The organism is Nocardia ignorata NBRC 108230, assembly GCF_001612905.1.
GTDB lineage: Bacteria > Actinomycetota > Actinomycetes > Mycobacteriales > Mycobacteriaceae > Nocardia > Nocardia ignorata.
This window is the reverse complement of record NZ_BDBI01000009.1, coordinates 47,190-70,905: the sequence shown is the minus strand read 5'-3', so window position 1 is coordinate 70,905 and position 23,716 is coordinate 47,190. Positions and strand designations below refer to the sequence as shown.

Below are 23,716 nucleotides of genomic sequence, written 5' to 3'. Positions count from 1 at the left end.
CCGCCGGGCCATACGGACGTCCTAGAGTGACTGTCCAGCATCGAGGGAGATGGAATGTTCTCGAAGAAAAATATGCCATGTGAGCTCACTGTGTCCCGCGTGGTGCAGGAGACGCAGGATGCCGTCTCGATATGGTTTGACGTCCCGGAGCATCAATGGGCAACATTCTCGTACACTCCGGGACAGTTCCTGACGTTGCGCATTCCTGGGAGTGGCGAGAGGGAACCTGCAGCCCGTTGCTACTCGCTGTCGAGTTCTCCGCACACCGAGGACGAGCTGGCCGTAACAGTAAAACGCACAGCGGGTGGGTATGGATCCAACTGGCTGTGCGACAATATCACCACTGGCACTATCGTGTCCGTGCTACCGCCTAGCGGACACTTCACGCCGCAGGATTTGAATTCGGATATGGTACTGCTAGCAGCTGGCAGTGGCATCACGCCGATCATCTCAATTATCAAGTCAGCCCTGCTCGAAGGTGACGGCCATCTTGTGCTTTTCTATGCGAACCAGGACGCAGAGAGCGTAATTTTTGGCGAAGACCTTCGCTATATGGCGAAACAGTTTCCGGAACGGCTCACTCTCATAGAGTGGCTGGAGAGCGAGCGAGGACTCCCGGACCGAGAAACTCTCTCAGAACTCTGCAGCGCATATAAGAATCGAATGTACTTCGTGTGCGGTCCAGCGGCTTTCATGGATCTAGTGGGCGACGTAGCGCATCATGTCGGTATCCAGCATGGCAATCTCCATCGAGAAATTTTCCAATCTCTTCGTTCCGATCCGTTCGACATCGAAATTGGCGTCAAGCAGTCGATGACCACGGAGCAGGCACGTCTCGTGGTCTACCTGGATGGTGACCGTGCCGAGCTTCAATGGCCCAAGGATCTTACGCTCGTCGAAGTCCTGCTGAATGAGGGCTTTTCGCCGCCGTACTCGTGCCGCGAAGGCGGATGCGGCGCGTGCGTATGCAAGGTTATGGATGGTGACATACAGATGAGAGTGAACGACGTACTCGACGAGGACGACATCGAGGAGGGCGACCGCCTGGCTTGCCAGTCTCTACCGATCACCGATACTGTCATGGTGACATTCGGCTAACCGTACACAACCGGCAGTGGCCGTCCGGCGGTGACATCGCCAGAATCCTGGCGTTAAACGGGCTGCCGACCTCGTGTACTTGTCCATCCGTGTAGCCCGTAGCGTAGGATCGGCATCGTGGCAGGCGCGCGACGGAAGGTGTTGGAGGTCGGTAGCTCGGTGGTTCGGCGAGTTGACGCACGATCAAGCCGTTGGGAAGAGCATCGGGTCGCAGTGCGCGCGGAGCTGGTTGATGCCGCGTACCAAGCCTTCGCTAAATATGGCCCCGAGGCCAGCATGGACGATATCGCCCGGGAAGCAGGCGCAACAAAACCTAAGCTGTATCGCCACTTCAACGACAAACAGGGCCTCCGTGCCGCTGTGGTGGAGCGGGCGAAGGACCTTATGTGGACCAACATTCTCGATGCGGTCGACTTCGGATCCGAGCCGATCGGTAAAGTGATGAATCAGCTCGTCGAGCAATATACGCAATTGGTCGACGAGCACCGCAACGTTTTCAAATATCTCGTGCGGAGTCATTTTAGCGAGAGCTCATCAGAATCCGATCAGGCCCTGGAGGATGCACGCGAGCTCGCCGGTTTCATTGCTGGCCATTTCGCCGCCGTGTTGGAGAACGTTGGCGCGGACAGCACCGGCATAGATTTGGTCGTGCAGTCAATCATAGGGGCCAGCCTCTCCGCAACCGATTGGTGGATTAACTCGCAAGCCGACCCATCCGCGATGTCCCGCTCGGCCTTCCGGGATCATCTCAGCGCTATCATTTGGGGAATTATCGATGCGTCGTCACGAGCCCGGGGAATCCGAATCGATCCGACTGCGACGCTGCACACCGAGAATATTGGACTGCTCTAGGCGGATTTCGCAAGACAACGAAGTCTGATCAAAGGCCTACATTCCAGGCGTACCATCTCGGTCGCTTTGCTGTGGCTTGCCAGCCCAGCACGGCCGAGGAGCAGGTTCAGGACCGCGCTGGGGTGCGGGTATGCTGCAGATTAGAAAGGATTTCGGGCTATAGCTACTGTAGTTGCTGATGCGGGTTTTGGAAGTACTGCGCTGCAATGTATCCAGCCCCATTGCTCACGTCATACCACCTCGCGTTGGCAATCATTCTATCATTTCCTTGATATTCAATTGCTTCAGTGCCAGTGGCTGATGCACCGGTGCTACATGTCAGTGCGATACGCATCCCCCGGCCGGGCACCGGCAAGGACGCCATCGGTCCCGCTCTGTAACCGGTCACCACCGGTGCACTCGGAGTCCGACGTCTCGAACCGGCGCGCTTGCTCGGCGGGTCGATCGGACAGCCTAGGCGCGGCGAAGGCCGGAGTGAGATGTGGTGGGTGGGTCTGACCGAGCGGCGTGCCAAGGTTATTCGGGTCGTCGATAATCGGCTCAGGGCCGTAGGGACGATCGGCTCGTTGGGAAGGCGCGGCAGTCTGGCGCAGTGACCGGGACAGTGGGCGTCATGTCAAATCCCCGCGGCCCCCCAGTGCAGCCAGGGCTGCGCGCAGGCGGGTGGTGGCATCCTCGGCGACCGGATCGAGTGCGGGCTGACCGGTGACTGCGACCATGAGCTGGGGGTTCATCGCTTCGACGATGATGGTGTCGGTGTCGGTGTCGGTCCGGTCGCGACGGACCACGACATTGCAGGGCAGCAGCAGCCCGATCTGGCGGTTGATCTCGACCGCTTGGTGGGCCAGGGGTGGGTTGCAGGCGCCGAGGATGCGGTAGTCCTCCATGTCGTGGCCGAGTTTAGCTTTGAGGGTGGCTTGCATGTCGATCTCGGTGAGGATGCCGAATCCTTGCTCGGCCAACGCTTCTCGGGTGCGTTCGAGCGCGTCGTCGAAGGTGGTGTGCAGCGTGGTCGACAGGGCCAGGTCCATTCGTGTGCTCCGATCCGAGAGAGTGGTCAGGCGGTGGGGGTTGGGCAGGTCGTGTCGGTCAGACCGAGTCGGCGCATCACCAGGGTGGCCGGGCACCAGCCCGCCGCGCTGTAGAGCAGCAGGTTCGCCCCGACCAGGGCGGCCAGGATCAGCCACCACGGGGACAGGGTCACACTCAGCAATACGCTGAGCAGGACCATTGTCCCGGCCAGGGCCGGGACGAGGCGGGTGATGGTCCATTCGTGCGGTCGCGCGGTGGCAATGCCATCGGCGGGAGTCCTTCCAGTGTGCGTACCCCACCCCGCGCTGTGCGGGGTCAGGCCAGGGCGAGAAAGAGCTTTTCCAGTTCGTCGATGCTCATGGGCGCGGCCTCACCGTCGGCGGTTTCGGTGAGGCATTCGCGCAGGCCGGTGGCGACGATCTTGAATCCGGCGCGGTCGAGCGCTTTGGAGACCGCGGCGAGTTGGGTGACCACGTCCTTGCAGTCGCGCCCGTCCTCGATCATGGCGATCACCCCGGTGAGTTGGCCTTGCGCGCGGCGCAGTCTGTTGAGGACTTGCGTCATCGCCTCGTCGTTGGCGTTCATCGATGTTTCCCTTCTCGGATCTTCCCCCCCATATACCCCGTGGGGTATAGAAGGGGGTTCCGAGGAAGTGGGTTGGCCGGTGGGTCAGTGGTGAGCGAAGCTGATGGTGGGCAGCACCCGGGTCAGCCACGCCGGGCTCCACCAGGCAGCGTGCCCGGTCAGGCGCAGGATCACCGGCAGCAGCACCAGCCGCACCAGCAGTGCGTCGAGCAGGACCGCGACACCCAGGATGATGCCCATCTCCTTGGGTGGGAGCGGGTCGGCCAGGGCGAAGGTGAAGAACACCGCCACCATCACCGCCGCGGCGGCGAAGATGACCCGCCCCGAATGCGCGAGCCCGTCCAGGAGCGCGGCGTGGGGGTCGCCGGTGCGCTCATAGTGTTCCTTGCCGGTGGCCAGCAAGAACACCGTGTAGTCCATGGCGATGGCGAAGATCATCGCGAAGAAGAACACCGGCCCCCACCCGTCGAGGAACCCCTGCGGGGTGAAGCCCAGCAGCTCGGCGCCGTGCCCGTCCTGGAAAATCAGCTTGGCCACCCCGAACGCGGCCGCGGTCGAGAGCAGGCTGACCAGGGTTCCCAAGGCCGCGATGAGCGGGGCCTGCAACGCGATCAGCAACAACACGAACCCGAGCACCAAGATGATGGCCACCACGATCGGCAGATAGTCGTCGAGGGCTTGTTGCAGGTCGAGGTTTTCCGCCGCCGCGCCACCGACCACCGCGTCGGCGGGCAGGTCGGCACGCAACCGGTCCAGGATTTCGGCCATCTGCGGTGCGGAGGGATCGACTGCGGGCATGGCCTGCATCATCACCAGATCGGCGCCGTCGGCGGCGGGCTGGGGCGGGGTGAGCATGACGATGCCGTCGCTGGCGCGCGCGATGGTCTCGCTGGCCGCCGCGTCGGCGGTCGGGGTGATGATCGAGAGCATGCCCGGGGCGCCGGGGCCCATCTGCTCGGCGATCAGTTCATAGCCCTGGCGCACCGGCGCGTCGGTGGGCACGACCGCGATCGAGGGCATCGCGGTCTTGAGCCCGAACACCGGCGCGGCCAGCCCGATCAGGATGGCCAGTGCCACCGCGGCGAACGGCCACGGATGCTTGTGCAGGATCTGGGCCCAGCGCGCGAACACCGGCGAGCGGTGCTGCTGGCGGCGCGCGTAGGGCAGCGCGGCGGCGTTGATCTTGGTGCCGAGCGCGCCGAGAACGGCGGGCAGCAGGGTCAGGGTCGCGGCGAGGACGAACACCACCGCGAGCATGATCCCGACCGCCATGGTCCGCACGGCGGGAGCGGGCACGATCAGCACCGCCGACAAGCTCACCAGCACCGTCAGCCCTGAGAGCAGGACGGCTTTGCCTGCGGTGTCCATGGTTTCGGCGACCGCGGCGCGGGGATCGCCGGTGCGGGCCAGCGCGTCGCGGAAGCGCGAGACCAGGAACAGCGCGTAGTCGATGCCCAGGGCGAGGGCGAACATCATGGCGAAGTTCATCGCCCACACCGAGATCGGGGTGATCTGATTCAGCAGCACCAACCCACCCGCGGAGGCCACCAAGCCCGCGAGGGTCAGCAGCAGCGGCAGCCCGGCCGCGACCAGCGATCCGAACGCCAGCACCATGATCGCCAGGGTGACCGGCCACGACAACATCTCGGCCTGGATCATCGCGTCGTGGTTGGCGACATTGAAATCGCTCCACAACGCCGACGCCCCGGTCGGATACACCTCGATCCCGTCTTTCGACAGCGCGGTCAACGCGGCTTTGTGCTCGTCGACGGCTTTGACCATGTCATCGGTGGAGGCATTGGCGCCCGCGATCACGATGCCGGTGTGTCCGTCAGGGCTGATCGTGAACCCCGGCTGCGGGGCGATCACCTGCCCGATCCGCTCGTCCCCGGCGAAGACCGCCGTGGCCTGCTCGACCACCCGTGCCATCGCCGGGTCACCGATCGTGGCGGTGTCGGAATGGATCACCACCTGCACCGCGGCCGAGGAGTTACCACCGAAGTGCTGCTGAGCCAGTTCACGGGCACGGACCGATTCCGAGCCGTTGGCTTGCCACCCGGCCCCGGCCAGGGAGGTGAACACACTCGGCGCGGCGGCGCCCAGTGCGATCAGCACCAGCAGCCATATCCCGATCACTGCCCGGGTGCGCCCGGCCATGAACGCCCCCCACCGGCCCAGCATTCCTGGCCCGGAGGTCGTGCCGGGTGGTTTCGCCGAGGCGGTATCGAGCTTCGTTTCGGTCATCCGACCCTCCTTTGATACCCCCTGGGGTATATTGAATGTCGAGTCCGACCATACCCCAGGGGGTATAGTTGAGCGCAACCCCTGTTCCTGCGTCGAAGAAGTGCAGCGTTATGGGCATCATCGAATTCATGCGAAGTACCGCCGGGCGCCTGGCCCGTATGGCCGCCGGAATCGCGGTGATCGTGATCGGCTTGGCCGTGATCGGCGGGACCGCAGGAGTCATCGTGGCCGTGATCGGCCTGGTCCCGATCGCGGCGGGAGTCTTCCATTTCTGCCTGCTGGGCCCGCTGTTCGGGGTCGAACTGCAGGGGCGGCCACGCGCGTCCAGCAGTCACTGACGCCACCCCCTGACCGCATCCACCCACCGGCGCGCCGGTCCCTATGGGTCCTGTCCCGAACCGGCGCGCCACCACTTCCCTAGGGGGGCCCTCGATGGCCGACATCGACCTGTATCTCGATCCTGTTTGCCCGTTCGCGTGGGTGAGTTCGCGGTGGCTGCTCGCCGCCGCCCAGGACGGCCCGCACACCGCGCGGCTGCGGCAGATGAGCCTGGCCGTACTCAACGAGGGCCACGACGTCGACGCCGATCACCGGCCGATGATCGAGCGCTCGCGCCGCCTCGGGAGGGTCTTCGCCGCAGCCACCGCAACCGGCGGGCCCGAGGCGTTCGCGCGCCTCTACGACACCGCCGGGAACCGGCTGCACGTCCACGGGCAGGATCTCGGGCCCGCCGCGCTCGCGGAATCACTGTCCGCCGCCGGTCTGGACCCGGCACTGGCCCGGTACACAGACGACACCGGTCTCGACAGCGCCGTCACCGGGGCTGCTGCAGGATCGAGTGACAGTGGTTAAGCAGCCTGTCGGACTGCTGGGGACATGATGGTTTCGAATTCGATCGGGGTCAACCGGCCGAGCCGGGCCTGACGACGCCGACGGTGATAGGTGCGCTCGATCCAGGTGACGATCGCGATCCGCAGTTGTTCGCGGGTGTCCCAGCGCTGCCGGTCCAGCACGTTGCGTTGCAGCAGGCTGAAGAAGCTTTCCATGGCCGCGTTGTCACCGGCGGCGCCGACACGGCCCATGGATCCGACCATCCGATGGCGAGGGAGCGCGCCGACGAATCGTCTCGAGCGAAACTGACTTCCACGGTCGGTGTGCAGAACGCAACCGGCGACATCACCTCGCCGGGCGACGGCATTGTTCACCGCGGTCACCGCGAGCCGCGACTTCATCCTCGAATCGATCGAGTAACCGATGATCCGGTTGGAGAACACGTCCTTGACCGCACACAAATACAACTTCCCTTCACCGGTCCAATGTTCGGTAATGTCGCTGAGCCACAAACGATTCGGTTCATCAGCGGTGAAGTTCCGTCGCACCAGATCGTCATGGACCGGCGGTCCGGGCTTGCCGTTCTTCCTGCGCCCTCGCTTGCCGAACGCGCTCCACCACCGATTGATCGAGCAGATCCGCCACGCTGTCCGCTCGGCCATCGTTTCGCCGGCTTCGCGGGCCTCGTCAGCGAGGAATCGGTAGCCGAATTCAGGGTCGTCGCGGTGGGCGTCGAACAACGCGTTGGCCCGATACGCCTCGGCGATCTCGCCGGCGGTCACCGGATCGGCCAGCCACCGGTAGTAGGGCTGGCGAGCGAGCTGCAGCACCCGACACGTCACCGCCACAGGAATCCCTTCGGCGGCAAGCTCTTTCACGAGCGGGTAGAGCCTTTTCCCGGTATCTGCGCCTGCGACAGATACGCCGCGGCGCGGCGCAGGACCTCATTCTCCTGCTCCAACAGGCGGATCCGGCGGCGGGCATCGCGCAACTCACCGGACTCGCTGCGTGTGGTTCCCGGTTTGTTCCCGTCGTCGACGTCGGCTTGGCGCATCCATTTAGACAGCGTCATCGGATGAACCCCGAAATCGGCCGCGACCTGCTCCAGGGTCACTCCGTCGTCGCGGTTGCGGGCGACCCGCACGACATCGTCGCGGAACTCTTTCGGATACGGCTTGGGCACTGCGACATCCTCTCAGGCTTACCTCTCGGCAAGCCATCTCGGTTGTCACCTACTCCTGCGGCAGCCCCAACAGAGAACGATCGTCATGAACGACACGAGCCCCACCAAGCCCGATCATTTCTAACATCCAGACCTAACCTCGAATGGCCGACACCATCGCGAAGACGGCCACCCAAACTCGAGCCCGCCTCGCGCAACGTGCGCTTGAGGTTTGTCCGGTTCAAGGAAGCTGATCTCCGCATCCGCTGAACCTGCGACTACCCTCACACAGTCACAACCAGACACAACAGACGGGAAATCGCATGGCACGCAAGGTCGTTGTCACCCTCATCGACGACTACGACGGCACATCCACCGCCGAAGAAACCGTCACCTTCGGCATCGACGGACACACCTACGAAATCGACCTGTCCGAAACCAACGCCACCAAACTGCGCAACACCTTCACACAATGGACCCCATACGCCCGGCGAACCAGCCGCACCAAAACCAGCAACACCCGCCGACACGCCACCACGACCCCCGCCACCCGGACAGGTCGCCGCACCGACCTCGCCACCATCAGGGCCTGGGCCATCGAAAACGGCCGCACCGTCTCCACCCGCGGCCGCATCGCCACCGAGATCATCACCGCCTACGAGGAAGCCTCGGCCTAAGCACCGCCCATTCGTGGCAGTACTGCAGCGAACCGTAACCGTCCTTCCCCAGGTTGGTCGGGGACGTCTACATAGCTCGACATTGCCTCAACGGGGAGACTTGCGTCGGCCTGGACACGTCCAGGATGCGCGGGTCGCCTCGATCGGACTCGACCGAACGAGGCGAACCTTCCCCGTGCACCCACGCGTCGCCGCCACGTCGCGGGGCAAGATCGACCCTACTCGAGTCACCAGTCCGAATTCGCGTGCCGCGCCCACACCAACCGGCATAGGGTTCCGAGGACGAGCCGAGGACCGAGTGGGTGAGAACTTCACCCCGTGCAGGCGTTGAGGTCATCCACCGACCTCTCGTCAGGGATGATCCGCAGGCAACTCTCCTGGAAATCCGGAGCGACGAAGTCGGCTCCACGACGATGCGGTTGTTAGCACGAGACGTCGACAGGAGAAGCCATCGTTGCTCGACATAACCAATGACGCTTCGTCGATCCCCCGAGTTCCGTGCCACAACAGCCCTCACTACTTGTCTCGCCCGCCATATGTGAGCATGCGCTGTATCGCAGTCGGAAACAGTTGTTTCAACCTGAGCTGATCGACCAGGCGCACTAGATTCTGCCATTGGAGATCCCGGACGAACGCGACGTCTTTGCCGCTAAGTCGGGCGATCTCCTCCTCGACTACGCGAGTGTGCCCTGGCCTGCGAGGGCGCGTAGAGCGTCGGTCACCGGAGGGGTGATCCGTTTCGAGCAGTAGGCGGTCGTGAGGAATGGCGTTTAGTTGCGGTTTGCCGAGCATTGCGTAGTTCACGGAGAAGTAACAGCCGCGTTCGATGGCCCGGCGGGTCTCCTGCTCCGTCCCGAGCCACCAGTGTAGGACGACACCGTCGACGTGTACGTCCTCGACCAGGTCCAGGACCTGTTGTGTTCGTCCGGTGCTGTGGACGGACAAGATTCGCGGCGCACCCTTACAAAGCTCAAGTATCGAGCGGAAGTTTTGATGCTGTTCGGCCGCAGGAACTTTCGATCGCGAGTCCAATCCGATCTCGCTCACGAAGGGTGTGGCTGCGAGCTGCTCGCGGAATGCGTCTGCGTCGAAGGCGACGTGTGCCTCGGGGACTCCCGGATGGCATCCAAGACCCCATACGACAATCTGGTCATGCCGATCAAGAGTTTGCGTAAACTCCTTCTGCGATCTGGTAGCGGCGAAGACGACAGCTCCGAGCCCTTCCAGGTCTCGTTGGGGCACTGAAGTTTCGACGTGGGCGTGCATGTCGAGCGGAGGCAATTGTCGGCTCATTTCAGGAACTCCGCGAGTTCGGCCACTCCTCGAACGCAGAGGTCATGTGCGTCTCTGGCCGAGTAACCGTCTGGGAGGTCCATGGCCATGATCATGGCATCGCTGATGCCTGCTGATACGAAGTCCCGCATCGCGACCTCAATAGATTTGCCCTTCACGTAGTCGGCGGACTTTCCTGCTTGGTCGTTGCTCAGGTAGGTCGTTCGATCGGCCAGTCCTGCGGCGTGGAATGAGGCTCGCCGGACTAGGCATCCGAAGCAGACACCACATGAACTGCCGGGGCTGATACGGGCCCATCTACCGTCGGCGTGGGAGCACGAATTGGTCTTGCTCAGGTACGCCGAGGCGACATCATCGCCGAAAGTATCGGCAAGGCTGCGAAACATCTCGCCTTTGGTCATCCGCTCGTAGGGGTTGACGATGTCGCCGTGCGCACCGATGTCGGTCAGTAGTTGCCTCAGATCGGCCAGGAATTTTGGGTGAGTGGTCTTGGTGGACAGGCTGCCACGACGTTCGGGACCGAGCGGAGGGTTGAGCGATGCGAACCCATTCTCAGGTATCCAAAGCGGTGTCTCAGTCGCTGAAGCTGCCGCAAGTCCGAGTGCCAGGAAGAGAATCGACCGGGAGCGCGTTGACCACTCGTCCTTGAACTCGGTGCCGTTCATTCGCCGGTTCTTGCGGGTGAACTGTATCCGGTGGTGGGTTTGGTTCTTGCCGGGTACCAAGCGTTCGATCTCCGTCGCAAGGGTCTTCTGCACCTTGGTGATTGCGGGTTGGCTGAACTGCGATATCAGAATTTGGCCCTCACCGTCGGACAGGCTGTGCCGAGACATCAATGCGCCGGTCGCCGAGTCAGCGCCCCCACTGAGGAGAACTGCGCGGCGTGTGTTGTCAGGCGTCGAAGCGGGCTTAGTCGGAGTTAGAGGGTCGCTTTGCACGAGGGTGAATGACCATGCGTCACCGGTGAGAAATCCGACGATGCCTGCCAGGCGCGTTGCTTGGCCTGTCCAGATATCGGGATGGTCCACGGCGACAGTGAGGTCAAATAGTCGCTTGTTCCAGTCCGACCCGCCGCGTGTGCGGAGCACGGAGCGGTCAGCCGCCAGCACCGCTAACGCGATCCGCACGAAATCGGAGTTAAGCGGTTTCACCTGTCCGAGCTGGGTCAGTGAGGGCTTGAGCGGACCTTGGAATGTCGAAGTAGCTGTTTCATTCCACAAGAAAACCTCATCGAACTCAGCAGCACTGCTCGCGCGTGCCTCGGAAACCTCGAAGAGAATCGACGTCATGCCGATCCTCCATAGATTTTCACCAGCATGTCAATCCCGTCCCGGATAGCCCTTGTGATTTCGGCTTCGGTTGCCCCGGTGGCCGAAAGACTCGCCTGGCCAGCGAGAACGCCAGCAGCCTCGCGGATCTCGTCTTCGACCTGTCTGCGCTCGCTGGCATTCATCGGACCGGAGCGCAGGGTGTCCGACACCTCCGACAGCGAGCACTCGGCGATGATCAGTTCAATGGATTTTCGCGCAACCTCATCAGGGCGGGGTGTGGAATCAGGAGGACTCTCGATAATCCACGCGATGAGTTCGGCGACGATGACACGTTCCTCACCGGACTCGAAGGTTCCGTCACTCTGGCTGTCCAGAGCAGCCTTCGCGATGCGTGATCCGACTTCGAGGGGATCATTGAGCGCTATCAGCTCGTCGTAGTTCAAACCGGCGGCAGCCAGCCTCGCGCGATCACCGGCGGCATAGGCCGACGCGAGACTGCCCGCCCGCCCGGCGACGCGGGAGGTCCGCTGGACCGATCGCGTCACCCCGCCCGACGAGCGTCCGCCGCCGCCTCCGGAACCGCCTGCCGATCCACCGCCGCCACTGCCGCTACCTCGGGAGTTCGCCAGTATCCGGATCATCGGCCGTAGCCGGTCGATATTGCTCGTAGCAACGGTTTGTTCGTCCGCGGCTTGGTCGGACGAGGAGCCGTCATCGAGCCAGTCCGCTATCGACTCACGCAGGTCCTGCGCGTCCTTGCCACCACTGCCGCCGAACGAACCGCTAGTACCCATCGGTCAGCGGCTCCCGATCACCTGTTCGATGGCGGTACGGACAGGGACCGGCGGATTGCCCTGCGACCAGTCATCGAAAAGCGGCTGATAGATGGTCTTGTCTCGACCCAAAAACAGCAGGACCGTCGCAGGTTTCAAATCCTTCGTGGGAATCCGTTTCAACCCTGCGATGGCAGCGTCGGTCACTGGTGGATGACAGTCAACAATCCGGAGGATGGATTGGACGGTGAACTTCTGGACTACCGGCTGGTCGCGGGTTGAGCGCGCAAGATAGCCGACCAACTCGTGAGCATCGGATTCACTCAGCGCACGCAACGTATCGTCGGAAACCGCTTGCTGATCGACCCGGCTGGTGGATGTCAGATTCGCCGCGATGTCCCGCAGCCTCTGCGGAAGGCCCTCAGCTACAAGGAGTGTATTGGAGAACGACGCGGCCAAGTACAGGTACGACGACACTGCCGATGCGTCCAGCAGTGGCGGCAGTTTCGCCCATCTGATCAATTCATCGGTGAAGGTCGATTGCTGAGTTGCATCGGGGGTTTCGGGTGTGCCGCTTGCTGCCTCCTCCGATGCCGGGCTCAGCTCGCCCTGGGTTGCGGCGGCCTGGAGCGTGTCGAGCTTGTCTCGCAGTTCGTTACGTGACAACCAGCCGAGCACCATGGCGAACTCGTCCTTCAGCAGCCTCTCCAATACCATCAACTTCGCCGTCGCTGCGGGCTTCATGTCAATGCCACGATGAGAAGCCACCGTGTGCCGCACGTTCAGGTCGTTGAGGAACCGTTTGATCCGTCGAGGGTTGCCCCGCAGCTTCTCGTAAAGGATCGGGGTCAGTCGTGCGGCGATCGCCAAGGGTTCGTCGAGATCGACACCGGCGGGCACTTCGAGTTTTTCCAGACTGCCCTCGGTGTGCCGAAGGTGCATGCAGTCAGCCACCAGGCTGTCGTACTGGTCGTCGTCCACACTCGCCCGGCACAGTAGCAGGAAGAGATAGGCCTGGGTGTCTACGCGACTCAGGGCGGGAATTGGCACCGTCGTCTGGACAATCTTGTGCAGATACAGCTCGGCAACGGTCTCCTCACCTTCCCGCTGCGCGGCATCGAGTTTCAGATGGTGCTGAATCGATTCCGCAACTCGTGCCTCGTCTGCCGCTATAACAAATGACATCCTCTTGGCAGACAAGAAGAGCCGAATGGCCTCCAATGTCTGCACAACGGTAGGCGGCAAGCACCGATCCAGATCATCGACCAGTACCACGACACGCGAGATATGCTTCAGTCCATCAGAGTCGAGGAGCGCCTCGAAATCTTCCCTGAACTGGTCCATGCCCTGTGGTTTGGTCTCGGAATCCTGCGACTCCTCATCGCCGCCATTGATCAGGTCGGGAAGGTCTTCGAGCTTGGGGAGCTGGAGGGTGATTGCAGTACTGGCTGCCATCTGGATAGCTTTCGACCAATTCACGCGCTTGGCAAGCCTCTTGACCAGCGCAAACGCCTTTTTACCGGAACCGTCTGCATCCTTGATCGCTCCCTCCAGCTCGAACAAGACTGCGGCGATTAGGCTTTCCTTTGGCCCCACCAGCGGATCGAATCGCCACGGATCGACCTGAACAACTAGGACCTGACCGCCACTCCTCGATGCCGACTCGACGGTGATACGCGACTTTATGAGTTCCAGAACAGTCGTCTTGCCGCTGCCCCAGGATCCGGAAACACCGAGCGCAATTGGGTCCAGCGCGTCATCAAAGATTGCATCGACCACAGTCGACGCAATTCCTTCAAAGGAAAGGAGATCCTTCTTCGACGGCTCATCCGAGAGAAGGGGGAATGTTATGGACCTAGCATCTGCGCCGTTGGAAGATGTAGACATGTACGCGGCATACCTCACTTATATACTGGATGAATTATGACTAACGAGAGCTTAAATGGAAAGATGGCAGTCGATCTATCGCTGCCATGAGTCATAGAACTACGGCCGACATGGCGGCCGTAGAAATTACAAGGAGAAATTATCCGACGGGCCAATGTTCATTGCAATCTAGATGGCAGTGCTCACGTGGCCAATCCATCTTTCGCATCTAACATCGACCTATCCTGGGTCACCTCCACAGGGTTTGCTGCGCCTGACAGGTGAGCATACCGGCACCGTGAGATGTCGAGAGGCAACCCCCGCATAGATCTCCGGTCCGCGCGATCGAGACCACAAAATACACCGACCGTTACGTTTTTTATCGCCCAAGAATACCGAACCACCTGGTGTGATGGCCAAGAAGTTACTTAGTTACACAATCAAATATTGTGGGAAGTTCGACCCTTTTAGGCGCTGGGATGCTCCATGAGAAGTGCGCCCCAGCAGGTTCCCCATCGATTGCCCCTCGCACTATTGACACTTAATGCCAACAAATTGGCATTAAGTGTCATGCAGCTTCCAGGCTTGCGGCTGCCTGCCACAGGCTCCAGTCTCCGATCTGCTCCCGGAGTTCTGTGCTCAGCTCCATGTGGTCGGGGTATTCGGTCACTTGCTCCGGGTTAAGCAGGCAGGGCGCGGGCAGGTAGTTGTCGAACTGCATCGCGGGCAGTTCCGGGCGCGTGGCGAGATGTCGGTGACGGTGGCGGCCGACCGCCAGGACAGCGCGGTCTTGGGCATGATCGGGTGGTCGAAGGGGCACCACAGGACCTGGAGCAGGTCTGCGCCTAATCGGCGGCTGCATCGCTGTTCTCGGCAAGGCAGGCGAGGAGGTGAGCAAGTCCATCGACGCTGCAGCCAGCTCGATCAATTCGACTACTCCCACTACGCCCGATTCTCCAGGCGCGCCGATCCCGCCGCTTACTGCCGGAAGTTCCACCGGTAAGGGGAAGAACATCACCTACGAGATCGTCTCGGACGCAGCCGAACTGAACTCGGTGACTTACTTCGATGGGAACTCCGAACTGCAGCAGGAGGTCAGCGCCGCCGCACCGTGGACGAAATCGGTCACGAACGACTCGACGGTCTCGATCATCGGGCTCGGCGCCAGACCAACGGCTCATCGGTCACGTGCCGAATCACCGTGGACGGCAAGGTCGCTGACGAACAGACCTCGACCGGAAAATACGCAGTAGTCAACTGCACCGCCGCCGCGATCTAACCCAGACACGGACTGACGAAGTGCGCCCCGCCATTCCCGCGGTACCGCGGGGGCACTCTCGTCTTCACCCATCAACCTCACCGAAGACTCGGCCGCTGCTGCATCCGACCGCCGAATGGGGGACTCATCGTTGCCAGTCGCATGAGGGCTGGCCACCACACGGGCACGTTCCTGAGCACAGTGGCCGTATCAGTGGAGGTCGATGCGCCTCGCGCATCAATATCGGCCACGGGCGCGACGGTATCTGTCCTACCGACCGACCATCCACACCACAACATCCGAAACATCGGATCAGGCTGATATCGTGCCCGATCTCGGCTTCTGCCCGAGCATCGGTCAAGATGTCGCACAGGGCACGGTCGTCCTCGCGTAGAGCCGCACGAAGAATCATCCAATTGCTCTGCCGACGAGGGTGATTCAAGGTTTTCTCGACCACACTGTCGATGACCGGCAGCAATTTCGGACGCTTGCGCGCCATCAGCTTGCTGGTAGTGACCCGCCCCACGCCGGCTGCCCGCAATGCACGCCACAGAGATCGGCAGGTGAACCCGTGTCGATCTGATCGTCCTCGGAATCGACTGAGTCCAGTTGAGGCAAGCCAACAAGCAAATCCAGCGAAATCTCGGCGCCTCTGATGAAGTCAGTCGAACACATACGACATCCCCCTCAGTCCACTCTGCCGAGTGACGTGACCCGGCACTGAGCTCTGGCGACGTTGCCGGTCACCACGAGACCACCCGACCAGAGGAGCGCTTGTGCCGGTGTTGGACTAATGAGTCGCGTGCATGGGATATTCTTCGGGCAACCGCGCAGTCGAGCGTACCGACCAAAGGAGTCAGCGATCCGTATCCATGTACGACTTCTGACAATGGGTGCGACAGTCGCTGTCTGCCTCGTCGGCACCGCATGCTCCGGAGACCAGGCAGAATCCCCTACACAACAACTGGCTACCTCGAGCATGGCCGCCATTCCCGACCCTCAACCGAACGCGTCGACCATCGCCGAGTTCCTCAGGAACCGCCTCTCGACAATCACCAACGTGGTGACGATCACCGAGGACAACGATCCGAACAATCTCATCGGCCGTCCGAACGGGTACGTTGACGCAGCGGTTCTCTACGACGCCACGACAGCATGCCCTGACCTCGGCACCGACTGCGGCGCTACGATCGAGGTCTGGCCAACTCCCGACGCCGCACAACAGCGCGCGAACTACATCGCCGGCCTTCAACGAACCAACCCGATCCTGGGAACCGAGTACCACCATCTCCGTGGGCGAGTCCTTCTCCGAGTTGCCGGCAGCATCAAACCCAGCCTGGACGCCCAGTACTCGACCGCGTTCGACGAATCCGCTATTTGACACCGCGGAGTCAAATTCTTACCCAGCGCCATCTCCAATGGTGAGCGTTGAGTAGGTCCGACCGACCGCACCGTCGATCGGCCCCGCTCACACATCCCCGCTCGCGCGGGGAGCACCCCCTCGGGGCACGCGCGGGTGATCATCCCGCTCGCGCGGGGAGCACAAGACGCGGTTGGCGCGCAACCTGACCCAACGGGGCTCATCCCCGCTCGCGCGGGGAGCACGCAGATCGACTGATGCCCGACACCGACAATCCGGGCTCATCCCCGCTCGCGCGGGGAGCACACTAATTGACCTGCGCGTTTGCAGACCAACCAGCCAAATTTCATTCACTTTCGACCGCTTCGAGGCCGAAGTCACCAACTCGGCAGACCAGTATCCGGTTCCACATACACCACCTCATCACGCGCCCTCAGCAGCCACCGTCATACCGCAACGTCACAGCACCCTAGCCGTCCATCGAGCAGCCTGCCGGTGCATCGTCACCACACCGACCGAGCACGGGCGCAGTTGACGACTTCTCGAAAGCGCAGCAAAGCCGCGTCCGCAGTACTCGACCCAACACACATTAATCACACAGAAATAGCCGGAACAGCGGGAAACGATGGGAAACAACCAGAATGCGGCGTGCGCCGAAGTCCTGCTCTACCAGTAGTTTTGGGTACATTCCGGTAGCTTCGAGTCGACGTGAACCGGCGTCAAGTGGTCACAGGTTCAAATCCTGTCAGCCCGACAGGCAAAACCCTCTCCGACCTGGGTCAGAGTGGTTTTCTTGTGTTCGAGACAGGCGGCCATGCCGACCGGTCAGAACTTCTCGCTACACTGCGCGAACAATCGGAATAATCCTACCGAAGCGTATCGAAGTCGTAGTGCTAGACATCAGCCGCCCACAATAGTGCGAAATCTATGACCGCAGGCAACCTCAGATCTTCGGAGACAACGCCTGCCAGAGATCGCGAGGGACTGGCCGCGAACCCGTGCGAGATAGGACCTCTATAGTAATGAGGTCCGGCAGCAGGATCCCCCTGCCTGACAGTCAGTTATTCTGTGCCGGTGCCTATTCCGGTGTTCACCACTAGTCGTAGGGCCTCGTATCCACTCTCGCAGTACCTGTGGCGCCTGGTCGAGAACGCTCAGCTACAGAGTCGATTGGGCAGCATCGACTCGATCGCAGAGCTCGATCGGTTCGAGGCCGAAGCGAAGGACCTCATCGCCTCCATCCGCCCCGTGGCGCCTGTACTGACCGGAGCAGTCCGCCGTGCATCCGTGCAAGCGGGTGAGTGGCGACCCATCCCAGATCAGCCGGGGCACCGTGAACAGACTCGGCGGTACTGGGTTGCTGTGGAGGTTCACGGCGACATCCATCTTCTCAAGCGTTGGCCCGACGGCTCGACCGTCGACCTTCCGGCTGTCGACGCAGCAGTGCAGCTGACATCGGAACCAGAACACGCCGATGAGCTCAGCGAGCTAAATCGGCTCCGAGGCGAAGCCGAGGACACCTGGATCATCGGCATGCACTCGGAGAACCCACCGGTGTGGGCTCTCTACACCCACTTCGACCTCACTCGCGACGAAGAAGCCGAGATCGGTGACGGTCGCCGTGATCTCACCTCGGAAGTCTCACAGCGCATCGACCACATCAAACCCATTGTCGCCGCAGTTACGGAGCAAGTTGCACATTTCTTCGAATCCGAGCTGCCCCAACGCCTAGAGGAACTCATCCACAGCAAACGCAAGAGCTTGGCTGACCGCGACGCTGTCATTGCGAGCCTGAAATTTCCTCGAGAGTGGTCGATCCCGAGTCTACAACTGGATGTCGAAGATCAGCCAGACGTTGCGACCACCGTCGACGGGAGTGCAACGGCAGTCGAAAATCTCACTTTGCCAACGGGTCGCCACCGCCTGGCCAGAGCATCATTCGGTGACATCCAGCGGGTTATCCGCACATGGGCAGATGCCGTCGAACGACACCCACGCGCTTACCACCAATTGGTCGAAGACCGGATCAGCGACCTCCTCGCTGCCACACTCAACGCAACCCTCCCCGGTGCGCATCGAGAGGTATACACCCGCCGGGGAAAGTCCGACATCCTCATACAAGCGGACACACTTGCCGCGGGAACTGGTCCCGAGCACATCTTCATCTGCGAAACCAAGTGGGCTGATGGCAATGTCGTTGTGGCAGAAGCTCATCCCCAGCTGTTCGGATACCTCACCGCACATGACACATCAGCTGTGCTGCTGCTTCTCATGAAACAGAAAGACTTTGCGAGTGCAGTGAAGAGCCGCCTTAAGGTACTGGGAGAGATCGACGGGTTCCGCGGCGGAGAGTCCGGGCCGGCAGGATGGCCAATCCTGCACTATTCCACCGAAGGGCGCGTTGTCAGGCTCTGCGTTGCGACCATTGCGGTGCCACAGGACTATCCCAGCGACCAGCGCGCACCGGCCCACGACGCAACCGATGCTGAGGTGCTGTAGCGCTGTCGCGCGACTCAACAGCGGGAATGGCGCGGAGATGGCATTCGGGCGGACGTTGCGCCGTCGCCCACGCGCCCGACCGGACATGGATAGCCGATCGTGTGTTGTTTTGCCCATCCGGCCTGGCTGCTACCTATTCGAGGCCGACGGTCGGAAGTGGGGATGGTTCCGCAGACCCCTTCGAGCTTTGGAGTGCGGAACTGGGCGGTCTCCACATCGCCTGGAATCGGGCGGATGTGCAGTTCGGCGCTGGCACGAGCGCAGGATCTCCCGCTTCGGGTGAAGATGTAGCACCTGAGGCTGAACCATCGGAACGCAACCAGCTTGAGGTCACGGGTGCGGGCGTAGAAGCAGTTCGGTCGACACGATCCGTCGCACTTTAGCGCGTTCGACGGGGTACTATCGGGCGAATCTGAACCACGCACTTTGTGGTGCATGTTGAGCGCTTTCAGGGTTGACGAGTGGTGGCTGTGTTCGTGTAGGTCCTCTCGCTCGGCCTCATCCCGATCCATGTGCTGTGGGGCGTTGACCCGGCCCGTCGAGCCACAGGGCCGCCTGTTATAGCTCGCGCTCTCAGGGCTGACTCGCTACTCAGAGAGCGTGGGGAAGGATGCCGGGTGGAGCGGACCGCCGATGATGAGCTTCGCAATCTGTCCATGGGATACGGGCGGGCTGTAGAGAAAGCCTTGCCCACGGTCGCATCCGAGTTCGATCAAAGCGGTTGCCGCGGCTTCTGTTTCGATTCCTGCCGCGGTTACTTCTAGGCCGAAGCTGTGCGCCATGGCAATGATGGCACTGACAATCGCGACGTCGTCGCCATTTCCGGTCAGTCCCTGCACAAAGCTGCGGTCTATTTCCAGCGAGTCCACCGGCAGTCGCTGGATCATCGACAGGGAGCTGTTGTAGGTCCCGAAACTGTCGATCGCGACTCGCACGCCCAGTTGTTTGAGCGCTCGGACCGTAGTCACGGTTGCCTCGAAGTCCGTGTGTTCACGTTCGACGATCTCGAGACAGATCGACGCGGCCGGCAACCTCGTCTGATGCAGTGTCGCACCGAGATCCTCGACAAAGCCCGGTTGATCGAGCAGTGGCGGAGAGACATTGATACGCAACAACAGGTCCCCTCCTCCCCCGGTGTGCCAGACGGCGAAGTCGGTACACGCGCGCCGAATGACCCACCAGCCCAGACGGTTCGCCAAGCCGGCCCGCTCTGCTATCGGGATGAACTCCATCGCCGACAGCAGGCCCTGGATGGGGTGGTTCCATCGGACGAGTGCTTCGACTCCGATGATCTCACCGGTCCTCAGGTTGATATCGGGCTGGTAATACAGGGTGAGCTGATCTGTCTCGATAGCATCGATCAGCTGTTCCTCCAGCCGTGGTCCTGTCGGTTCGGCACGGTTACGTACCAGCGCGAGATGGTCCAGCAGTGGGTTGAGGTCGGCTTGTGGTTGTCGAAGGCCCGCAGCGACGAGCTCTCGGCACAGCTGGCGGTGCAGCACAGGCAAAGTGAGCAGCGGTCCCGCCGCTGGGATGCCCTCCCGAAGCAACCGTATGAGTCGGTGGGTGTAGGCGGGATAGGTTTCGGCGTCGAGTTTCTTCGAGACACCGTTGGGCGGTGCCGAAGTCAGTACCGCTGTTCCCTCGGCGACGATTTCGTTCAGAATTGCCGCGTCGTCCGGGGACTGGTTGACGCCCAATGCCCGGCCGGAATAGCAGCAATCGAGGATCACGACGCGGGCCGCAGCAGGACTGTCGATGTACAGATCGCGGACTGCGTCGAACGGGATACCTCCCATGCCGGGGCGATGCGGATGGGTATCGGCGACAGCTAGGTGCAGTTCGCCGCGGCGGGCACCGAGCACACCATGGCCGGCGAAGTAGATCAGCAACAGATCATGGGCGTTCTCGGCGGCGTGAGCGATAGCGTCCCCAATCTGGCCGGGGGAAGCATCCGCGGGAAGCAGAGCGCAATGCTCACGTTCAAGACAACCATGCTCTGGATCGGTCAGAACCTCGGCCAACGCCCGGGCCCCGGCATGGACCCCCGTCAAGCACGGAAGACGCTCGTAGCGCTCGATTCCGATCAGCACACCCCACGATGTCGCCCGGTTCGGCAACCGCATCGCCAGGCTCCTTCAGTTCACAGGATCATCCGTCGGTGTCGAGCAATGCTTCGAGCAGAGCCTCGACATTGTCGACACGTTTGGCATCGACAACGACCGACCTGCCGTCCGGGTGACGGATCTCGATCCTGGCATCGGATCGCCGAGGCTGCGCAAACCAAGTCCTCAACGACATCGCCAGCACCGACAATGCCCCACCGGCGCCCAACGCCACAGTGGCGACGTCGAGCACAGTCCCCATGTCACCAGCTTCGGGCTCCTTTACCAGCGTCTGAACCCTGCCGCGGAGTTCCGGCTCCTGATGCAACCAGGCGATCAGCGATTCCGTACTCGCCATAACACTTTCGTCTGAAACAGCAACAACCACACGGATATCCATGCCCGCGCCCATCATCGCCCCAGCCTACGCGCCAACAGCGCCGGACCACCCGGTATTGACGGCGATTGCAGAACAATCTGAACGCCCAGCGCCAGCACGACCTGCCTTGACAGAGAGCGCCGCCCAGTTTGGCGCCGAATGATCCCGACAGTGAGGAGGTCTCATGACTACCGATGTCAACGAGTGGGCCGTCCTCGACGACCTCCTCGGCCTGGAAACCACCGACCTGGGTAGCACCGTCGAGGAAGAACTCGCCTTCTACGGGCGCTGCTCCACCGAGGACAACCAAGACCCCGAATCCTCCTATCAATGGCAACGCGGCAACGCCGAGAAGTTCGTGAACGCTCGAATCGTCAAGAGCTACTTCGATGTCGGCCAATCACGTTCGGTGCCCTGGCACCGACGCCGTCACGCCGCCGAACTCCTCGAAGACCTCCGGAACCGGGACCGAGGATGGACCGGCATCGTCGTCGGAGAAGGTACCCGCTGCTGGTTCGGCAACCAGTTCAGCCTCATCGCACCCCGCATCCACGCCTACGGTGTCTCGATCTGGGTCCCTGAACTCGGCGGACGCTACGACCCCCACAACGTCACCCACTCGATCATGATGAACATGCTCGGCGGACTCAGCGAGTCCGAACGCAGGCACGTTCAACAACGCACCCGCGCCAGCATGGACGCCCAAGTCCTCAACGAAGGACGCCACCAAGGCGGCAGACCACCCTACGGATACACCGTCATCGACGGGCCGCCCCACCCGAACCCGAACCGGGCCGCCGACAACCTGAAGCTGCGGATCCTTTCCATCGACGCCGCCGCAGCACCGGTAGTGCAACGAATCTTCCGCGCCTACCTCGACGGCCGCGGCGACAAGGCCATCGCCACAGAACTCAACCGCGACAACATCCCCTGCCCCTCCGCACACCGACCCGAGCAAAACCGGCATCGCTCCGGCGACGGCTGGCAAACCTCCACCATCGCCGCGATCCTGCAGAACCCCCGATACACCGGATACGCGTTCTTCGGACGATGGACTAAGACCGAATCACTCCTCGATCCCGACGACGTCGCCGCCGGCCACATCGTGAAGTTCAAACGTTCACCGGCACAACGCATCGTCCGATCGCGACACCCCGCACACCCGGCGATCATCTCCGTCGAAACGTTCACGCAGGCGACCTTGAAACGGAAGCAACGCGCGGGCATGAGCCGCCGCGCCCGCAGCAAACTCGAACGCACCCGCTCGAACACATCCACACCACCACGCCCGTTCCGTGGGCGCATCCGCTGTGACCTGTGCAACCGGAAAATGCAAGCCGAAAACGTTGGAGGATCCGTCTACTACCGTTGCCGGGCATCCGTCCTCGCACCGGGGAGCCCGCAACTGGTCCATCACCCGCGCACCATCAACCTGCGCGAAGACCACATCACCGGACCCGTCGATACCTGGCTGGGCACCCATTTCGCCCCCGAGAACATCGACCGCACGGTCGCCGCTCTCCTCGCCGCTGACGACGATGACGACAGCACCGCGCGACTCAAGGCACTGCGCAGGAGGATCGAGGAGGCAGAAACCAAAATCGACCGCCACCTCGCGGCGATCGAAGCCGGCGTCGACCCACAGGTCGTCGTCGCAGCACTCAACGCGGCCCAGGCAGACAAGGCCGCCGCCGAAGTCGAAACGAACAATCTCCCCAAAACCGTCAGGCTGACCGAAACCGAGATACGCAAACTCATCGAATCATTCGGCGACATCCGTCTCGTCCTGACCAACGGCTCACCCGCACACAAGCAGGAGCTGTACGAGGCGTTGATGCTTCAGGTGCGCTACTCGTATCCTGAGCATCGGCTGTTCCTCTCCGCAAACCTGACGGCAGCCGACACCGCGACTCGCAAGAGTGCCCACTCAATCACTACCGAGGTCGCACTCCGCGCTCGTCAATGAAGCGAGGCTCTCTGCCCTGCAACGGTTTACAACGGTCCGAGCCAGTGCATCATCAGCCGAATCACAGTTCGTGGGCACCGAAAGCCAACCCGCCACACTGTTGGCCCCGGGATACTCAGCCGTTCGCGGGTGGTTCCTTGGGGATAGCTGTTGTATCCGCCTCCGGACACAACCAGTACACCCACGGGTGGTGTCGCTTCGGCGATCACCACCCGTGTTTTGTCGTTGTAGGTCAGGTTCACGCCGAGCTGCCGGTACACCTGGTGCTTGTCGGCGGGATCCGACCGGCGCAAAGACGTTGAGCAATCCGCCCATGGAGCTGACTAGGCTCCTGATCTCGCGTGAGCGGGCTGTGTGGATGGTTGCGGAGGCCCGCGACCAGCACGAGTCGGAGTGGGCGGCGATCGTCAGATATATGAGCCAGCACCGAGGTCACGCGTCGACGGCGGCCTGCGATGGAGTGTC

General features: G+C 62.0%; 22 protein-coding genes and 1 pseudogene. 10 read left to right on the top strand and 13 right to left on the bottom strand.

The features are described 5' to 3' along the window. The first annotated feature begins 54 nt into the window (after positions 1 to 54). Both NI2_RS07940 and NI2_RS07935 read left to right on the top strand, forming a co-directional pair. Positions 55 to 1,098, top strand: a complete 1,044-nt coding sequence (locus tag NI2_RS07940; RefSeq protein WP_067488004.1) for a ferredoxin--NADP reductase — start codon at positions 55 to 57, stop codon at positions 1,096 to 1,098. 117 nt (positions 1,099 to 1,215) lie between these two features. Further along, positions 1,216 to 1,950 carry a TetR/AcrR family transcriptional regulator gene (locus NI2_RS07935; RefSeq protein WP_208115400.1) on the top strand — a complete coding sequence of 245 codons (735 nt, stop codon included), beginning with the start codon at positions 1,216 to 1,218 and terminating at the stop codon, positions 1,948 to 1,950. Between the two features lie 611 nt (positions 1,951 to 2,561). On the opposite strand, the gene NI2_RS07930 is transcribed toward NI2_RS07935, so the two are convergent. From NI2_RS07930 to NI2_RS07915, 4 genes are all read right to left on the bottom strand, one after another. Continuing rightward, positions 2,562 to 2,981, bottom strand: a complete 420-nt coding sequence (locus tag NI2_RS07930; protein ID WP_067488002.1) for a DUF302 domain-containing protein — start codon at positions 2,979 to 2,981, stop codon at positions 2,562 to 2,564. Between the two features lie 26 nt (positions 2,982 to 3,007). After that, on the bottom strand, positions 3,008 to 3,214 hold the full coding sequence (locus NI2_RS07925) for a YgaP-like transmembrane domain (protein WP_371851949.1): 207 nt from the start codon (positions 3,212 to 3,214) through the stop codon (positions 3,008 to 3,010). A gap of 83 nt (positions 3,215 to 3,297) precedes the next feature. Next, positions 3,298 to 3,567, bottom strand: coding sequence for a metal-sensitive transcriptional regulator (locus NI2_RS07920; RefSeq protein ID WP_067487998.1), 270 nt, complete (start codon positions 3,565 to 3,567; stop codon positions 3,298 to 3,300). 84 nt (positions 3,568 to 3,651) lie between these two features. Next, positions 3,652 to 5,811, bottom strand: coding sequence for an MMPL family transporter (locus tag NI2_RS07915; protein ID WP_067487996.1), 2,160 nt, complete (start codon positions 5,809 to 5,811; stop codon positions 3,652 to 3,654). A gap of 128 nt (positions 5,812 to 5,939) precedes the next feature. On the opposite strand from NI2_RS07915, the gene NI2_RS07910 reads away from it, so the two are divergent. Both NI2_RS07910 and NI2_RS07905 read left to right on the top strand, forming a co-directional pair. Continuing rightward, a complete protein-coding gene (locus tag NI2_RS07910) occupies positions 5,940 to 6,149 on the top strand; it encodes a YgaP family membrane protein (RefSeq protein ID WP_243750071.1) in 210 nt (69 codons plus the stop codon). 94 nt (positions 6,150 to 6,243) lie between these two features. Beyond that, complete coding sequence (locus tag NI2_RS07905; RefSeq protein ID WP_243750070.1) at positions 6,244 to 6,663, top strand: mycothiol-dependent nitroreductase Rv2466c family protein; 420 nt, start codon at positions 6,244 to 6,246, stop codon at positions 6,661 to 6,663. On the opposite strand, the gene NI2_RS07900 is transcribed toward NI2_RS07905, so the two are convergent. After that, a protein-coding gene (locus NI2_RS07900) for an IS3 family transposase (protein WP_157104657.1) occupies positions 6,660 to 7,825 on the bottom strand; the annotation gives its coding sequence in 2 pieces (ribosomal slippage) (positions 6,660 to 7,538 and positions 7,541 to 7,825; 1,164 coding nt in all). The two genes, NI2_RS07905 and NI2_RS07900, sit on opposite strands and share 4 nt — an antisense overlap. Before the next feature lie 302 nt (positions 7,826 to 8,127). Here NI2_RS07900 and NI2_RS07890 point away from each other — a divergent pair. Further along, positions 8,128 to 8,481, top strand: a complete 354-nt coding sequence (locus tag NI2_RS07890) for a histone-like nucleoid-structuring protein Lsr2 (protein WP_067487987.1) — start codon at positions 8,128 to 8,130, stop codon at positions 8,479 to 8,481. Between the two features lie 516 nt (positions 8,482 to 8,997). Here NI2_RS07890 and NI2_RS35655 read toward each other — a convergent pair. The 5 genes from NI2_RS35655 to NI2_RS33650 all read right to left on the bottom strand — a co-directional run bounded on the left by NI2_RS35655 (position 8,998) and on the right by NI2_RS33650 (position 14,405). After that, positions 8,998 to 9,747 carry a TatD family hydrolase gene (locus NI2_RS35655; protein ID WP_371851948.1) on the bottom strand — a complete coding sequence of 250 codons (750 nt, stop codon included), beginning with the start codon at positions 9,745 to 9,747 and terminating at the stop codon, positions 8,998 to 9,000. A 23-nt stretch (positions 9,748 to 9,770) separates the two neighbouring features. Then, a complete protein-coding gene (locus NI2_RS07880) occupies positions 9,771 to 11,063 on the bottom strand; it encodes a hypothetical protein (RefSeq protein ID WP_067487982.1) in 1,293 nt (430 codons plus the stop codon). Further along, positions 11,060 to 11,839: a hypothetical protein gene (locus NI2_RS07875; RefSeq protein WP_067487981.1), complete on the bottom strand. Its 780-nt coding sequence runs from the start codon at positions 11,837 to 11,839 to the stop codon at positions 11,060 to 11,062. Before NI2_RS07875 ends, NI2_RS07880 begins: the two co-directional genes overlap by 4 nt. Before the next feature lie 3 nt (positions 11,840 to 11,842). Then, the gene (locus NI2_RS07870) at positions 11,843 to 13,705 is read right to left on the bottom strand and encodes a KAP family P-loop NTPase fold protein (RefSeq protein ID WP_067488323.1); all 1,863 of its coding nucleotides are present in this window, start codon (positions 13,703 to 13,705) and stop codon (positions 11,843 to 11,845) included. 547 nt (positions 13,706 to 14,252) lie between these two features. Beyond that, the gene (locus tag NI2_RS33650) at positions 14,253 to 14,405 is read right to left on the bottom strand and encodes a hypothetical protein (RefSeq protein WP_157104656.1); all 153 of its coding nucleotides are present in this window, start codon (positions 14,403 to 14,405) and stop codon (positions 14,253 to 14,255) included. Positions 14,406 to 14,574: 169 nt separating this feature from the next. Between NI2_RS33650 and NI2_RS32865 the strand changes: the two are divergent. Together NI2_RS32865 and NI2_RS35650 are read left to right on the top strand one after the other, a co-directional pair. Next, positions 14,575 to 14,814: pseudogene (locus NI2_RS32865) on the top strand (MmpS family transport accessory protein); the annotation flags it as partial. Further along, entirely contained in the window at positions 14,796 to 14,963 is a 168-nt protein-coding gene (locus tag NI2_RS35650; RefSeq protein WP_371851946.1) for an MmpS family transport accessory protein, read from the top strand. The pseudogene NI2_RS32865 and the gene NI2_RS35650, both read left to right, overlap by 19 nt. A 124-nt stretch (positions 14,964 to 15,087) precedes the next feature. Here NI2_RS35650 and NI2_RS35645 read toward each other — a convergent pair whose 3' ends face one another. Beyond that, positions 15,088 to 15,495 (bottom strand): DUF6308 family protein, encoded by a 408-nt coding sequence (locus NI2_RS35645; RefSeq protein ID WP_481850185.1) that lies wholly within the window; start codon positions 15,493 to 15,495, stop codon positions 15,088 to 15,090. Positions 15,496 to 15,921: 426 nt separating this feature from the next. On the opposite strand from NI2_RS35645, the gene NI2_RS07865 reads away from it, so the two are divergent. Both NI2_RS07865 and NI2_RS07860 read left to right on the top strand, forming a co-directional pair. After that, positions 15,922 to 16,323, top strand: coding sequence for a hypothetical protein (locus NI2_RS07865; RefSeq protein WP_067487979.1), 402 nt, complete (start codon positions 15,922 to 15,924; stop codon positions 16,321 to 16,323). A 1,053-nt stretch (positions 16,324 to 17,376) separates the two neighbouring features. Continuing rightward, entirely contained in the window at positions 17,377 to 18,801 is a 1,425-nt protein-coding gene (locus tag NI2_RS07860) for a hypothetical protein (RefSeq protein ID WP_133734159.1), read from the top strand. Positions 18,802 to 19,388: 587 nt separating this feature from the next. Here the strand turns inward: NI2_RS07860 and NI2_RS07855 are convergent. Both NI2_RS07855 and NI2_RS07850 read right to left on the bottom strand, forming a co-directional pair. Continuing rightward, positions 19,389 to 20,927: a caspase, EACC1-associated type gene (locus tag NI2_RS07855; RefSeq protein WP_084476120.1), complete on the bottom strand. Its 1,539-nt coding sequence runs from the start codon at positions 20,925 to 20,927 to the stop codon at positions 19,389 to 19,391. 25 nt (positions 20,928 to 20,952) lie between these two features. Continuing rightward, entirely contained in the window at positions 20,953 to 21,321 is a 369-nt protein-coding gene (locus NI2_RS07850) for an effector-associated constant component EACC1 (protein ID WP_067487973.1), read from the bottom strand. A 148-nt stretch (positions 21,322 to 21,469) separates the two neighbouring features. Between NI2_RS07850 and NI2_RS07845 the strand changes: the two genes are divergently transcribed. Next, a complete protein-coding gene (locus NI2_RS07845; protein WP_067487971.1) occupies positions 21,470 to 23,251 on the top strand; it encodes a recombinase family protein in 1,782 nt (593 codons plus the stop codon). The last annotated feature ends 465 nt before the right edge of the window (positions 23,252 to 23,716 follow it).

What these genes read in the sequence shown, in the direction of transcription:
- NI2_RS07850 (WP_067487973.1), bottom strand. Translation starts at nt 21,321, where the DNA reads ATGATGGGCGCGGGCATGGATATCCGTGTGGTTGTTGCTGTTTCAGAC.
- NI2_RS07855 (WP_084476120.1), bottom strand. Translation starts at nt 20,927, where the DNA reads ATGCGGTTGCCGAACCGGGCGACATCGTGGGGTGTGCTGATCGGAATC.
- NI2_RS07870 (WP_067488323.1), bottom strand. Translation starts at nt 13,705, where the DNA reads ATGTCTACATCTTCCAACGGCGCAGATGCTAGGTCCATAACATTCCCC.
- NI2_RS07930 (WP_067488002.1), bottom strand. Translation starts at nt 2,981, where the DNA reads ATGGACCTGGCCCTGTCGACCACGCTGCACACCACCTTCGACGACGCG.
- NI2_RS07915 (WP_067487996.1), bottom strand. Translation starts at nt 5,811, where the DNA reads ATGACCGAAACGAAGCTCGATACCGCCTCGGCGAAACCACCCGGCACG.
- NI2_RS07940 (WP_067488004.1), top strand. Translation starts at nt 55, where the DNA reads ATGTTCTCGAAGAAAAATATGCCATGTGAGCTCACTGTGTCCCGCGTG.
- NI2_RS07875 (WP_067487981.1), bottom strand. Translation starts at nt 11,839, where the DNA reads ATGGGTACTAGCGGTTCGTTCGGCGGCAGTGGTGGCAAGGACGCGCAG.
- NI2_RS07910 (WP_243750071.1), top strand. Translation starts at nt 5,940, where the DNA reads ATGCGAAGTACCGCCGGGCGCCTGGCCCGTATGGCCGCCGGAATCGCG.
- NI2_RS07845 (WP_067487971.1), top strand. Translation starts at nt 21,470, where the DNA reads ATGACTACCGATGTCAACGAGTGGGCCGTCCTCGACGACCTCCTCGGC.
- NI2_RS07890 (WP_067487987.1), top strand. Translation starts at nt 8,128, where the DNA reads ATGGCACGCAAGGTCGTTGTCACCCTCATCGACGACTACGACGGCACA.
- NI2_RS35655 (WP_371851948.1), bottom strand. Translation starts at nt 9,747, where the DNA reads ATGCACGCCCACGTCGAAACTTCAGTGCCCCAACGAGACCTGGAAGGG.
- NI2_RS07905 (WP_243750070.1), top strand. Translation starts at nt 6,244, where the DNA reads ATGGCCGACATCGACCTGTATCTCGATCCTGTTTGCCCGTTCGCGTGG.
- NI2_RS07880 (WP_067487982.1), bottom strand. Translation starts at nt 11,063, where the DNA reads ATGACGTCGATTCTCTTCGAGGTTTCCGAGGCACGCGCGAGCAGTGCT.
- NI2_RS07920 (WP_067487998.1), bottom strand. Translation starts at nt 3,567, where the DNA reads ATGAACGCCAACGACGAGGCGATGACGCAAGTCCTCAACAGACTGCGC.
- NI2_RS33650 (WP_157104656.1), bottom strand. Translation starts at nt 14,405, where the DNA reads ATGCAGTTCGACAACTACCTGCCCGCGCCCTGCCTGCTTAACCCGGAG.
- NI2_RS07865 (WP_067487979.1), top strand. Translation starts at nt 15,922, where the DNA reads ATGGCCGCCATTCCCGACCCTCAACCGAACGCGTCGACCATCGCCGAG.